This window comes from Microbacterium alkaliflavum, from assembly GCF_044325405.1.
Lineage (GTDB): Bacteria > Actinomycetota > Actinomycetes > Actinomycetales > Microbacteriaceae > Microbacterium > Microbacterium alkaliflavum.
In genome coordinates, this window is record NZ_JBIQWL010000001.1 from 915074 (window position 1) to 928489 (window position 13416).

The 13416-nt window shown below is 68.7% G+C and carries 10 protein-coding genes and 2 pseudogenes; 8 read left to right on the plus strand and 4 right to left on the minus strand.

All coding sequences use genetic code 11. From position 1 onward, the window contains the following. Positions 1-107 precede the first annotated feature (107 nt). The gene (locus tag ACH3VR_RS03905; RefSeq protein WP_396639431.1) at positions 108-380 is read right to left on the minus strand and encodes a hypothetical protein; all 273 of its coding nucleotides are present in this window, start codon (positions 378-380) and stop codon (positions 108-110) included. 81 nt (positions 381-461) lie between these two features. On the opposite strand from ACH3VR_RS03905, the pseudogene istA reads away from it, so the two are divergent. From istA to ACH3VR_RS03925, 4 genes and pseudogenes are all read left to right on the plus strand, one after another. Further along, positions 462-2028 (plus strand): annotated as a pseudogene (gene istA, locus ACH3VR_RS03910) (IS21 family transposase). After that, positions 2025-2771 (plus strand): ATP-binding protein, encoded by a 747-nt coding sequence (locus ACH3VR_RS03915; RefSeq protein WP_396639432.1) that lies wholly within the window; start codon positions 2025-2027, stop codon positions 2769-2771. Before istA ends, ACH3VR_RS03915 begins: the two are co-directional and overlap by 4 nt. A gap of 155 nt (positions 2772-2926) precedes the next feature. Next, the gene (locus ACH3VR_RS03920; RefSeq protein ID WP_396639433.1) at positions 2927-3418 is read left to right on the plus strand and encodes a hypothetical protein; all 492 of its coding nucleotides are present in this window, start codon (positions 2927-2929) and stop codon (positions 3416-3418) included. Beyond that, the gene (locus tag ACH3VR_RS03925; protein WP_396639434.1) at positions 3376-4209 is read left to right on the plus strand and encodes an NYN domain-containing protein; all 834 of its coding nucleotides are present in this window, start codon (positions 3376-3378) and stop codon (positions 4207-4209) included. Before ACH3VR_RS03920 ends, ACH3VR_RS03925 begins: the two co-directional genes overlap by 43 nt. Positions 4210-4257: 48 nt before the next feature. Here the strand turns inward: ACH3VR_RS03925 and ACH3VR_RS03930 are convergent, their stop codons facing one another. Further along, on the minus strand, positions 4258-4437 hold the full coding sequence (locus ACH3VR_RS03930) for a helix-turn-helix domain-containing protein (protein ID WP_396639435.1): 180 nt from the start codon (positions 4435-4437) through the stop codon (positions 4258-4260). A gap of 112 nt (positions 4438-4549) precedes the next feature. Here ACH3VR_RS03930 and ACH3VR_RS03935 point away from each other — a divergent pair, with 112 nt between their 5' ends. The 4 genes and pseudogenes from ACH3VR_RS03935 (at position 4550) to ACH3VR_RS03950 (ending at position 7301) form a co-directional block, all read left to right on the plus strand. Beyond that, entirely contained in the window at positions 4550-5164 is a 615-nt protein-coding gene (locus ACH3VR_RS03935; RefSeq protein WP_396639436.1) for a hypothetical protein, read from the plus strand. A gap of 103 nt (positions 5165-5267) precedes the next feature. Further along, complete coding sequence (locus ACH3VR_RS03940; protein ID WP_396639437.1) at positions 5268-6671, plus strand: plasmid pRiA4b ORF-3 family protein; 1404 nt, start codon at positions 5268-5270, stop codon at positions 6669-6671. A 253-nt stretch (positions 6672-6924) separates the two neighbouring features. Continuing rightward, positions 6925-6978: pseudogene (locus ACH3VR_RS03945) on the plus strand (hypothetical protein); the annotation flags it as partial. A 107-nt stretch (positions 6979-7085) separates the two neighbouring features. Beyond that, entirely contained in the window at positions 7086-7301 is a 216-nt protein-coding gene (locus ACH3VR_RS03950) for a hypothetical protein (protein WP_396639658.1), read from the plus strand. Positions 7302-7423: 122 nt separating this feature from the next. On the opposite strand, the gene ACH3VR_RS03955 is transcribed toward ACH3VR_RS03950, so the two are convergent. Then, positions 7424-8143, minus strand: coding sequence for a hypothetical protein (locus ACH3VR_RS03955; protein ID WP_396639438.1), 720 nt, complete (start codon positions 8141-8143; stop codon positions 7424-7426). Beyond that, positions 8140-13323 carry an eCIS core domain-containing protein gene (locus tag ACH3VR_RS03960; RefSeq protein WP_396639439.1) on the minus strand — a complete coding sequence of 1728 codons (5184 nt, stop codon included), beginning with the start codon at positions 13321-13323 and terminating at the stop codon, positions 8140-8142. The genes ACH3VR_RS03955 and ACH3VR_RS03960 overlap by 4 nt, the downstream gene beginning before the upstream one ends. Positions 13324-13416: the final 93 nt, after the last annotated feature.

The window sequence follows — 13416 nt, forward strand, 5'->3', positions numbered from 1 at the left end:
CTGGATACTGGGACGAGAGGCCGAAAGCTTCATACGCCGGGTGGTCGTCGCCTCCTTCAAGGACGCTGACCGTGAGGCGTGCTCCGCGAGGGTGGATGGGGATTCTCTCACTCCTGTTCGGCATAGGCGCATTGGCGCTCGTCCTGCTGCCTCTTTCCTCGACGTCGCGGGTCGGCCTGGTCTGGACCACGGTCGGTCTGACCGCGATCGGATTCGGTGTTGCGCACCTCGACCGACGCCGGCGCGGCTGCGCTCGGGGTGGAGTGCTCGCGATGCTCGGGATCGTCTTCGGTGCCTTCGTGAGTATTTGGTCCTCTGAGCACCATCGGTATTGCGGTTGAGCACCGCTCGCTGAGCGACGTGTTCTCGTCGTTGAGCACCACCGGATATTCGGCTTCAGCACCACCTTCTTAGGCTCCTTCTGCCGCGTGGCCAATCACGCGGCAGAAGGAGTAGTTCGGATGGTACGCAGGATCAAGGCGAAGCTGGTGCTGAGGCTTCGCGCGGAGGGGTTCTCGAAGCGGCAGATCGAGGCGCAGGGCATGTCGCGGCACTCGGTGATCGCGGTGTTCGAGGCCGCCGACAGGGAGGGCATCGATTATGACGCTGTTGCCGGTCTCGATGACGCGGAGGTGTATGCGCGGTTGTTCCCCGGGCGAGGTGAGCATGACAGTGTTCACGCGCAGCCGGACTGGGGCCAGGTTCACAAGGAGCTCGCGAAGGTCGGGGTCACGCTCAAGTTGCTCCACGGCGAGTACGTCGATACCTGCCAGGCCGGGGGTGAGCCGGCGATGGGTTACGACCGGTTCTGTAAGTCCTACGGGCACCACGTCCTGATCACGGGGGCGGCGTCGCGGGTCCGGTCACAAGGCGGGCCAGTCGGTCGAGGTCGACTGGTCAGGCAAGACGATGCAGCTCACGGACCCGGTCACCGGGCAGACGACGCGGGTCTACTTGTTCGTCGCGGCGTTGCCGTTCTCGCGGTTCGCGTTCGTCGAGCCGACGCTGGACATGAAGCAGGACACCTGGCTGCGCGCCCACGTCGCGATGTTCGACTGGTTCGGCGGGAGTGTTCCCCGGATCGTCCCAGACAACCTGAAGACCGGGGTGATCTCCCACCCGGCGGAGGGTGAGGTGGTTCTCAACGACGCGTATCGGGAGCTCGCGGCGCATTACTCGGCGGCGGTGCTGCCGGGGCGGGTGAAGAAGCCGAAGGACAAAGCGAGCGTCGAGAACACCGTCGGCAACATCGCGACCTGGGTGATCGCGGCGCTCCGCGACCAGACATTCGCGAGCCTGCCAGAGTTGCGGGCGGTGATCCGTGAGCGGGTGACCGCGTTCAACGCGGAGCCGTTTCAGAAACGCGCCGGGTCCCGCCTGGGCGTGTTCGAGGGTGAGGAGAAGCCGCTGCTGCGGCCGCTGCCAGCCGTCCCGTTCGAGATCAGCCGATGGGTCTACGGGCGTCGGGTCCAGCGCAACGGGCATGTGGCGTTTGAGAAGAACTTCTACTCCGTCCCCTACGTCCACATCGGCCGCGCCGTCGACCTGCGGGTCACCGACAGGATGCTGGAGGTGTTCGCTGGGCAGGATCGGCTGACCAGTCATCTTCTCGCTCCGGTCGGGACGGTGAACGAGTACCGCACCCATGACAGTGATCTGCCCGATGGTCCGCAGTATCGGCAATGGGACGCCCCAAGGGTCCGGGAATGGGCGGCGAGGATCGGGGAGAACACCACGACCGTGATCAACCGGATCTTCGAGTCGGTGCCCGTCGACGAGCAAGGCCTGGGCGCCGCCCTCGCGGTGCTCCGCATGACGCGCCGCTACTCCGCAGCCCGCGTCGAAGCCGCCGCCGGGGTCGCTCTCGCGTCGAAGGTGAGGTCGCCGCGCTACGCGCACCTGCGACCCATCCTCGAGACCAGACAGGACGACCCCGGCACCCACGCCGCCTGGTCGACACCCGCGTCCGTCCCAGAACCGGCGGGGTATGTCCGCGGCGCGGACTACTACGCAGGAGATGCCCGATGAGCCGGCTCGATTCGGAAACGAAGCGGAAGCTGCGCGAGATGGGCGTCACGTCGCTGGTCGACGCGTTCGAGGCTCAGGACGATGCCCTCTCGATCGGGGTGGTGTTCGAGGAGCGGATCAAGATCGCTGTCGACGACGCCCACGCTGCGTTCACCCACTCCAAGGTCGAAGGCCTCATCCGGCGGGCTGGGCTCCGCTACCCGAACGCGGACCTCCGCCGCCTCGACATGCTCGAGCAGCGCGGCCTCGATCGCGGCGTGATCGCACAGCTCGGGACCTGCCAGTTCATCACGAGGCAGCAGAACGTCGTACTCCAAGGGTTCACCGGCTCCGGGAAGTCCTACCTCGGATCAGCGTTGGCCAAGCAGGCCTGTCAGCACCGCTACCGAGCCCACTACATTCGCATGCCTGACCTCGAAGAGAGTTGGGCGGCCGCGAAGGACCGGCCGGCAGGGAGAGAGAAGTGGCTGCGCAAGTACGCCGCGTTCACCCTGCTCGTGATCGATGAGTGGCTGCTCGACACCCCGACCGACGACACGAGAACCATGCTCCTCGAGCTGCTCGAGAGACGCTACGACGCGACGTCGACGGTGTTCTGCACCCAGTACGCGAAGAAGGACTGGCACCAGCGCCTCGGCGGCGGAGTCCACGCCGACGCGATCATGGACCGCATCGTCCACAACACCATCTGGATCGAGACCGGTGAGGTGAACATGCGCGAACACACAGCCGCAGCCAACTGAGTCGACGCCGGTGAGCGCCGCTCCCACCGGGGTGGTGCTCACCGGCAATACCGCCTGGTGCTAAACCCCGATATCCGGCGGTGCTCAACCGCAATAATCAGCGGTGCTCAAGGGGTCGAATACTCACCTTCGCAACGGTTCTCTCGGTGTGGGGGATGGCGTGGGCTGCCGACACCAATCTGGTCGCACCGCCGCAGGTGGTCATCACCCAGGCGTTTGCGGCCCAGATTCCCACCGTCCCTCAGCCGGTCACCCCGAGTCCGGCTGTGCAGCAGGTACAGGCGGAGGATCATTCCTACGAGTTGCGCGCCGGACGAGCGGTGCCCGCGGCCTCGAACGCACGTCAAGTGGAGCCGCAGTACCAGCTGCAGGCGAACCTCGTCGCTCTCGCCTACGAGATCTGCATCGGGATCGACGAGTACCGGTCGAAGTACGGAGGTCTGCCCACGTCTCTGTCCGTTGCGGACGACGGGAGACTGACGACCGACGATGTCACCTTCTCGGCCGTCGTGCCGGCATACGTGCGCCTGAGCTATACCCCCGACGCGCCGCTCGACAGCGCGTTCGTGACAGTGGCGGACGCCGAATCAGGCCTGGCGATGTCGTGCGTGAGGTCGGCAGACGAAATGTGGATCGCAAACAGCTGAGGTCCGCGACGGAGAGGAGCATCCATGGCCTCGTCGCCGCCTGCCATGCTGGTCGCGTGCCGCATTCGAACGATCTCCTCGCCGTCCTGATCGATGCTGACAACGTCTCCTCCGCCCGGATCGGAGCGGTGCTCGCCGAGATCACGAAATACGGCACGGCATCCGTCAAACGTGTCTACGGTGACTGGACCAAGCCGAATCTGCGCGGGTGGAAGGATGCCGCGAGCGAGCACGTCATTCAGCCGATGCAGCAGTTCGACAACACCATCGGCAAGAACGCCACGGACAGCGCACTCATCATCGACGCGATGGACCTGCTCTACACGCGTCGCTTTCAGGGCTTCTGCATCGTGTCCTCCGACAGCGACTTCACTCGGCTCGCCTCGCGCATCCGGGAAGACGGCGTGACGGTGTACGGGTTCGGCGAGCGGAAGACACCCGAGGCGTTCCGCAATGCCTGCGATCGGTTCACCTACCTGGACGTGCTGGAGCCGACTGACACGGATGTCGCAGCATCGGCTGCCCCGACGAAGGCGAGGGTGCCATCCGTCCAGCTGCGCGGCGACACGAAGCTGCTCTCCAACCTCCGTGCGAGTGTGGCGGCGGCGTCGGACGAGGAGGGCTGGGCGAATCTGAGTGCGGTCGGTTCGCTCGTGAGAATGAAGCACCCCGATTTCGACTCGCGCAACTGGGGTTACGCCAAGCTGTCCGATCTGGTCCGGGAGATCGGACTCTTCACCGTTGCGGCGAACCCTGCAGGAGGCTTGCGCGTGAAGAACGGTGCGAAGTAGCCGCTCGACGCTCTTCTCGGGCCCGCCCGGAAGCCACCGCCGTGGTCGTCAGACGTCGACGCCGAAGGCGCGCAGCAGCGGAACACGTGGAATCATCCGCCGCGGGCCCAGCTGGACCGTGGGGATGGTCCCGCTCTCGATGCCGAGCTTGATGGTGCGGTAGTCGACGCCGACGAGCTTCGCGGCATCCTTCATCGTTAGGGCGAGCGAATTCGGCGATGAGTTCATGACCTTCTCCTTCGCTGGTTGGCAAATGTCATCACTTGCTCACGCACTGTACACCCGTGAGTGGTCGATGTCATCACTTGCTCGCGGTAATCGAAACTGAGAAACTCGCAGCATGCCTGAACTTTCGATCGAACTGATCGACGATGAGATCCTCGACGTCGGCGATGGCATTCACATCCCACGCTCGTGGGTCGCTGTCGCTACGGGCCTTCCCGGCATTCCGGGTGCCGTACGCGCGCACGTCGTGTACGACCCGACGCTGCGGCGGGCAGCGGCCGAGTCGGTTCGAGTGGATCGCCGAGGCGAGGGCGATGAGGTGACCACCACGCTGCTGCGCGACCTCCGAGTGCAGGCCATCGTCAAGTGGACTGCCGTCCACGTTGTCCGCATCGACGGTGATCTGTCCGAGCCCGAGACGTACGGACAGTACCTGGCGCGACTGCAGGCGGACAAGTCGCGCTCCGAGGAACAGAACCTGCGCGAGGCAGTCAGGCTCTACCGGCTCGCCTCGGTCATCAACGACGGTCCGCTCAAGCTCGTTTCGGAACAGCTTGGCGTCAGTGTCAGCACTGCGACGCGCATGATGAATCGGGCTCGCATTGCCGGCCTTGTCGACGAGGCCACCGGTCGCGAAATGCTTGTCCAGGCTCGCAAGCAGCAGCTCCGCGAGCAGTTCACCGGACCCTACGTCGCACCGGGTTCATCGGGGCCTTCGATCGGTCGCTGACACCTCTGGGATCGCGGTGCGGTCCATTTCTCCGACCATGGGTGAACGCGCTTCTCGTCCGAGCGTTGCCGCCCGCCTACGCCTAGATCGCTAGCGTTGAGGGGTGCCTGCCCGTCGCCCTCGACGCATCCTCCGCCTGCGTGTTTCCATCGTCGGGATCGAACCCGAGATCTGGCGCACAATCGACGTCGACGAGAACCTCACACTCGGCCAGCTGCACACGGTGCTGCAGATCGCGTTCAACTGGTTCGACTCGCACCTGCACCGCTTCTCCGACGAGGATCCGTGGGCGCGGAGCAACGGCATCCCGCGTATCGGCCGGAAGTCCCGCATGTGGGTGGACGCATGGTCGCTCGACGAGGCCGAGATCGAGGGAGAGGAGGACGAAGCCGGAACGACCGTCGGCGAGGCGATGCAGCAGGACGGCCCGCTCTGGTACGTCTATGACCTGGGTGACAACTGGCTGCACCGGATCGAGCTCATCGACCGAGACGCCGCGCGCGTCGATGAACCACTCGCGACCCTGATCGTGGGGGAGCGGCGCGCCCCGTTCGAGGACTCCGGCGGCTGCACCGGCTATGCAGAGATCGCAGACATCCTCGCGGACCCGTCGCATCCCGAACACCGCTCCACGAAAGCGTGGGTCGCTACCGCGGTAGGGCCGTGGGGCTCGGACGACCTCGAAGACCCTGACCTCGACGGCGCACGCGGCGAGCTCGCCCTGCTCTTCGCGCCCGCAGACAGCGATCCGTCGGGACTGGCGGATGCCGCCACCGGCGTCACGCCGGACTCACCCATCGTTAGGTTCGCGGCGGGCCTCACCGAGCCGCTGCGGTCGAACCTCCGCCGACACGCGCGGCGGGTCGGTCTACTCGCTCCGCGGCAGCTCAGCGACGCGGAGGTCACCGACGCCGTGACGCCCTTCGCCTGGCTGATCGGCCGCGTAGGAGTGGAAGGCATGACACTCACGAAAGCGGGATGGATGCCGCCCGCGGCCGTGCTCGAGGGCATGACGACGCTCGGCTGGCGTGACGACTGGATCGGCGAGGCGAACCGGGAAGACCTCACGTATCCCATGCGCGAGCTGCGCGCATCGGCCGAACGCCTGCGTCTGATCCGCAAGGTGAATGGCCGGCTCGAACTCGTCAGCCGGACACGCGCGGCGATCGATAAGGCGGGGGTGCTCGCCGAGCAGATCGGGCGGATGCTGCTGCGCCAGCGGATGACGGACAGCCAGCGGGTCGCTTCCACCGCGTTGGTGATCGGCCTGGCCGATGAGAGCATCTCGTCGCGACGAGACGCTGAGCGACAGGTGCTCGACCTCGTCAACGAGCTCGGATACGTCGACGCGCAGGGTCGAGAGCTCGACCAGCGCTGGTTCCGGTCCCTGACCGAACCGGTCCTCGAGGTGCTCGAGCAGCTCGGGCTGTGGCGTCTCGACGGCCGCCGCCGCGACATCCCGCCGACCGACGCCGTCCGGGCGATCGCGCACCTCGCTCTCAAGTAGCTCGACGGCTCGCGTGTTGGCGCCCGGCGTAGCGCCGAGCAGCTCGCCTGACTGTGCGCGTTCCCCGGCCTTGGTTCAGATTCCAGTGACCAGGCGGATTCCGGCGGCGATCTTCGCGAGGACGTAACTCGGGACGTGGCCGACGGGGAACGGTTCGGGAACTCCGCTGACGAACGACGCCGTGCGCGGCGGCGGGGAGGAGTGGCGACTCCCCGGGACCTTCCTGCACGAGGGGGAGACGCTGTCCGACGCCGTGCTGCGATCTCTGCGCGATAAGGCCGGGGTTGTCGGGCTCGCCCCGCGTCAGCTGCACGCCTTCGACGACCCGAAGCGCGACGACCGCGGATGGGTACTCAGCGTCGCACACCTCGACGTCGTGTGCGTCGAGCGGCTCGCAGCATCCGACCGCACCAGGTGGCACCCATCGATGAGCTGCCTCCTTTGGCGTACGGACTCGAGACGATCGTCGAGTTCGCGGTGGGAGCTCTGCGGTCGGATTACGAGCGGATGCCGGACCCCGCCGGTCTCCTGGATCAGCCCTTCACCATCCGAGAACTGCGACACCTGCACGAGGCGGTCGCGGGCATCCGGCTGCTGCCGGACACTTTTCGCCCAATTGATGCTCCCTAGACTTGAGGCGACGGGGGAGCACACGCGGTCGGGGCGGGGGCGACCCGCGGAGCTCGACCGCACGCTCGACCGGTGATGTCGCTGCTCAGCACGTGACCGAGTGGGCACGTGGCCGGCGGCGATCACGCGTGATCATCCTTGAAGACGGCGCCGTACAGCCTGTCGAGGAACAGGAAGTCCGCGAGAGGGAGGGCTTCGATGTCGTCGGGGGCGAGATCGTCGCGATCGCGGGCGCCGAGATGGACGAGCGCGCACCGGAGGCGCAGGATCGCGCGGAAGCCGGCGGACTCGAACGTCCAGTCCTCATGCTCGGGGAGCGGGTCGAGGCCGACCGGCGCCCACCGGTCCCATGCCTGTGCCTCGACCAGGGGGTCCAGCCAGTCCAGCGTTCCCGTGGCGCCGGAGGGTAGTACGACCTCCATGGGCTGCGCCGTGTCCGGGCGACTCAACCGGTGCGCGGGGTCGGGAAGCTGGGCGAGGGCCGGCGGGGCGAGCGACGGACCCGGGTCGATCGGGGTCGGGTCCGGCCCCTCGACGACCTGGCCGCGTCGTACTTCCGCGGCGAGCCACCCATCGCGCGCCGTGCGCAGGGCCTGCACCGCGTCGGACTCGTCGGCGATCTCAGCCGCGAATGCCCACGTGGCCGGTTCGTCGTTGACCGTCGCGAGCAGGTCGTACAGCTCGATGCGCCGCGCCGAGGCCAGCGCCGACGCCGAGCGGTGCAGGGACGCGTCGACGAGCAGCACCTGCGCATCCCCGGCGGTCGGCATCCGCAGCCTTACGCGGTGGGGGGTGCCGTCGACGACGACGACGAGGGTGGGCGGCGGGCTCGGCATGATCATGGCGGCGCGACCTTCGGGACGTTCGGGATGGGGGCGCCGGGATTCAGTTCGGCCAGGGTGACGGTCTTCAGCACGTACCTGGTGAGGTCCCGCGTGCCGGTCCCGCCCATGACCTCGATCGCGGCGTCGTTGAGCGGCAGGCACCGCCGCGTGTGCACGGTGTGGCGCAGGTGGCGGAAGCCGCGGTCGAAGCTCTCGCCCTCGCCGAGGTCGCCGACCAGGGCGTTCTTCGAGGCCGACACGTCCTGAGACGTCAGGGCGTCGGGCAGGTCGTACCCGTCCGGGATGCCGACCAGCCGGTAGACGCCGGTCAGGGGGCCGCCGGTGCCGAGGCCCCGGAGCTCGGGGATCTGGGAGATGCGGTCGACCGTCGATCCGAGTCGTGGTGCGACGTCACGGATCGCCTCCTCGCGCCCCGCTCTCCGCTCGGCCGGGCTCAAGGGCACGTACCCGGCAGGTGTGCCGCCGAGGGCGGCGGTGAGGATGCCGACCTCGCTTTCCCGGACTTTCGCGGCCAGCGCGTCGGTCTCCGACGGGAAGACCATGCCAAGCTCGTCGTACCGGTGGCTGATCGAGGCCCGTACGGCGAGCATCACCATCCGCAGCCTCTCTCGGGTGGGTTCGGTCTGAGGCGTGTCCAGTTGCACGGTACTCGCAGGATCGACCACCGTGCGAGCCCGGCCGAGCAGCTGCAGCATCGCTCGCTGCTGGAGCTCCAGGGGGCCGAGCCGGTTCCGGTACGTCTCGTGCTGGCGGAGGTAGGTCTTGTAGCCGGTCAGCGCGTCCGCCGAGTTCGTGAACATGGCGTTCACAAGGCTCGCCGGTGGTGCCGTGGTGCCCGCGACGAGCTCGTCATATGCGCGTTGGGCGCGGGACGCGACGTCGAGGGCGAGGCCGGCGTCGTGGCGCTGCGCGAACGTCGGGGCCTCCTCACGCTTCTCCCACGGCTCGCCGGCCATGTAGATCTGCTTGATCGGCTTGGGTGCGCGGCCCGCCAGCGTCTCGGAGAGCCGGTTGTTGAGCCACCAGTAGCGCCGCTCCCTGGTTTCCAGCTGTCCGATGTAGGTGTTGTAGCCCGGCGCGGCGCTCGGCAGCAGCGGGGTGGTGCGATAAGACCCGGGCGGCGGATCGATGCGGTAGCGCGCGTTGCTGAGCATCTTTCGGGCGTGGTCGTCGGCTTCGGAGAAGCCGGCGAAGTCGATCTCGACCCCGAAGTAGGCGTGGTGGATGTAGGCGCTGATCTGGTCGAGCTTGTCGTCGATGTCCCGCCACTGCTCCATCTTCATGACGGCATCCTGGCTGACCTCGGCGAGCGACAGCTTCTTCTCGATCGCTTCGAACGCGTCGCGCGCCTGGGTGCGGACCGGCGCGGGGTCCTCCTCGAGGTATCGCCGCTGGTCCAGCGGAAGCATGGCCTTGATGATGCCGAACGACGGCGTGCTGACCACACCGCCGAGGGTGTCGAGCATCGCCTGCTTCACCCGCCTGAAGGCTGTGATCTCCTCGTCGTTCGGGTGCGCCCGCTGCATCAGCTGATAGAACTTGCGGCGCATCTCGTCGAGCTCGGCCAACCCGGCGTAGGCGCCCTGGGCCCGCTCGTAGGCGTCGGCGAAGGCGCCGAGGATCTTCTCCTCCAGCGGCAGCGCCCGCAGGCGGTGCTGGTCCGCGACTTTGCCGCCCGCTGCGCGAAGGGCCGCGGGGTCGGGCGCGCCGACCTGGCGGAGCGACGTGTCCGAGCGCTCGGCGAGCTCGATCGCGCCGACGATCACCTCGTACTCCGCGATGAGCGACCGCATCTGCTGCTCGACCGCGGTGACAGCCCGCGGCTGGAAGGACATCAGCTGCTCGATCCAGTCGTGCGCGCCGAGCGCGTCGAGGATCGTGTCGCCGAGCAGCATGACGCCGAGCCCCGCGAGCACGCCCAGTGGTGGCGGGACGGCCGCCATCAGTACCCCGCCGATGTACATCAGGCCGAAGTTCACACCGCCCCGCAGGGCGGCGTATGCGATCTCGGTGCGGCGCTGGTCTCCGGACGCGTAGTCCTTGGATGCCGCCTCCGCCACCTCGAGGAGCGAGAGCACCACGAACACGCCGTTCGAGACGGGAAGCCCGCGCAGCATCCGGTAGCCGACCGTGACCCCGAGCGCGCTGCGTGCCGTGGTTGCTGCGACCTCTTCCGCCGAGGCCTGCCCGGCGCCGGCGCGCGCGAGGACGTCGGACTCGGCGGTGATCGTCTGGTAGATCATCAGCGCACCGAAGCCACGGCTGGTCACGCCCTCGATCAGCTTCCCGGACCGTTCACCGAGGCTCGGCCGGGCGGGCGGTGCCTCCCCGCCGACCGGCACCTTGTCACCCGGCGCGAGCCGCTGAGAGGACAGCACCTTCGTGTCGACGAGCGCTCCCGTGCCGGGAATGCGCTGCTTGGTGCCCGTTGTCTCCGGCCCCGGTGTGAGCGCTTTGATCCGTTCCCGCGTGCTGCGCAGCATGTCGTCCAGGACCGCTCGGCTCGACCCCGTCGATTCGGGTGCGCGGACCTGCGCCTCGAGCGCGATCCGGTACCGGTGCAGCTCGGACAGCAGTTCGCCGCGCACCCGCGCGGCGTCGGCCACGGTCGCCCGGCCCTGTTCGAGGCCCCTGATCCGCTCGCGGATCTGAACCAGCTCATAAGCGCGGGCTGCCGGCGTGCCGGCCGCGGCGTTCGGGTTGAGCGCGCCGGGACGCACGATGGCCAGAGCCGCCTCCGTGAAGCGTGGGCTGCCCGTCGTCGGCACCAGCCGGTTGAGTCCCTCCGCCTGGAGCTTGGCCTCCAGCGCTCGGGCCTGCGCCGCCGCCGGCTCGGGCAGGTTGGCCTCGGGCGCGACCGGGGAGCGGTCTGCGACGTTCCCTGCGGGCTTTTTCGGGCTGCGGCTGAGTTCGTCGTGGATGCCCTGCAGGTAGTCGTGCTTGAGCTGCTCGAGCTCTCTGACCAGCCGGTCGGCGTGGTCGATCCGGCTCTGCGCCTCGGCCCGGCGCGGCGAGTCGGGCGATTCGGTCCGCATCCGTCGCAGCTCGTTGCGGGCCAGCCGGGCCTGGTCGCGCAGCTCGGCCAGCGCCGCTTCGGTCGTGCGGAGCAGCTGCTTCGCGGGCCGTTCCCCGCCGCGCTCCGCACCCACCACCCCGGTGACCTTGCGGCCCTTGGAGGTGAGCACCTCGAGCACCTGAACGTCCTGCCCAGAGGTCGCCAGGAAGACCTCGAACCCGAGGCTGCGCAGGATGAACACGTTCGCCGGGTCGACGTAACTGCGGGCGGTTGTTCCGGTCTGTCCCTTGGGAAAGCCCTCGTATGCCGAAACGACCACGACGTCGGTGCCCGGGCGGCTCACCGACCCGGCACGGAAGGTGTTGAGGAACCGGGTGATGTTGCCCAGCTGCGTCGCGCGCACCGACACACCGGGCCGGGCCTCCACCCCCTTGGGGTCGCTCCACCCGATCTGCATGTGGTGGCTGACGTCCCACACCTGGAAGCGCGCCTCCATGCCGAGTGCGGCCGTCGCCCGGCGGAACCCGTGAAGGATGTCCGCGAAGTCCTGCCCGCGGATGTCCGGCATCACGATGAACCGCGTCTGCCCCTTGACGTCTATGACCCAAGCGGACGAGAGCTTGTCGATGTTCTGAGCGGTCAGCACCGTCCGCTTCCCCAGTTCGTCGACGAACGAGAACTGCGGGTCGTGGACGGCGGGCGCGCGCACCCCGGGAGCGAGGGTCTCGGCCGGGACGGTCTGCAGCCGGGCCGGTCCGGTCGACCCGACCGGCTGCGACGTGATCGTCAGCCGCCCGCGGACGCCCGGGACGAGGCGCTCGAGCTGGATGTCGGCCATCCGCGCGCGGGCCTCGGCGACCCGGTCCTCGCGCACCTTGTCGAAGCGCGCCGCGCGGTCGAGGGGGTCGCCCTTGTCGGCCTTCATCCACGCGTCGCGGCCGGCCTCGACCGCGGCGCGGACGCGCTCCGTCTCGGCGACGATCCGGCGATTGTTGGCAGCCCGGACTTCGTTCATCAGGGTCTGGAAGTCGGCCCGGTCGGCCTGCAGATCGTTGACCCTGATCGCTCGGATCTGGAACCGCTCGGCCAGCTCGGGCAGAAGGTTCATGTGGTCGGCGTGCGCGTGCGTGATGAGCACCTGTGCGATCACGCCGCCGCGACCGATGCGGGCCTCGAGTGCCTGCAGCGTGGTGGTGCGGACGACGGAGGGCACGCGCCCGAACGTGCCGGCGTCGACGAGGATGAACGTGCCACCTCCCTCGAGCAGGCCTGTGCTGCCGGCCCCGACCGCGTACTTGGTGAACGTCCTGGTCACGACGGCTTCCGGTGTGGCGCCGAGCACCACATGCCCGACCCCGTCGGGGGTGTACACGGTCGACCCGATCGCCGGGAGCTTCACCGCCGGCGCCACGAGGGGCGTGACCGGGGGCGTCACAGGCGGCGGTGCCACGGGCGGCGGGGTCCCGGGCGGCGGGACGGTCGGCGTCGTCGTGCGCGTCTGAGCCGTCGGTGCCGGAGGAACCGGCAGGCCGCTGGCGGCCGCGGCCTCCGGGGTCGGGAACACATGCGTCGTGGGGATCGCGAAGTAGTGCAGCTCGTCGACGATGGTGGTCGGGAATGTGAAGGTCAGCAACTCGGCATCGCGTTCCCGGGAGATCTTCGTGCGTGCCAGCGACGGCCCGAGCACCGTGCGGGTCTCGACCGGAACCTCGGCTTGCGGCGGAGCGTCGAGCTGGCCGAACCATGCGGGCAGGGCGATCGGGGGCCCCATCAGCCCGAGCGGGTCGAACGCGTACGGGGGGTTGCTCAAGGGTTGGCGCCGGACGACCGGTCGTCCCTGGTCGCCGGCCGGCTCGATGGTGTGCGCGAGCTCGTGCGCCAGGAGCCGCCGGCCGGCCGGGGTCGACGGCGCGTACTGTCCCGCCCCGAACGCGATGTCGTTGCCCACCGTGAAGGCCCGTGCCTGGAGCCGGTCCGCCGCAGCCGCGGCCTGAGGCCCGGTGTGCAGACGCGCGGCCCCCAGGGCCCGCCCGAGCCGGGAGCCCGGCTCGCCGACGGTGGCGGCCGCCGTGGCCGCGGTCCTCTCGGCGCGCCCCTCTGCCGCGTCGTGAGCGGGCGCGACGACGGCGGCGGACGACACGCCGGCGAGCAGCCGCGACATCGCAGACTGGGTGGCGCCCGCCCGGTGCCGGTCCACCGCCGGGGCTGCCGTGGTCTGACGATCGGGCGCTCGGACGTCGGTACCTACGGACCC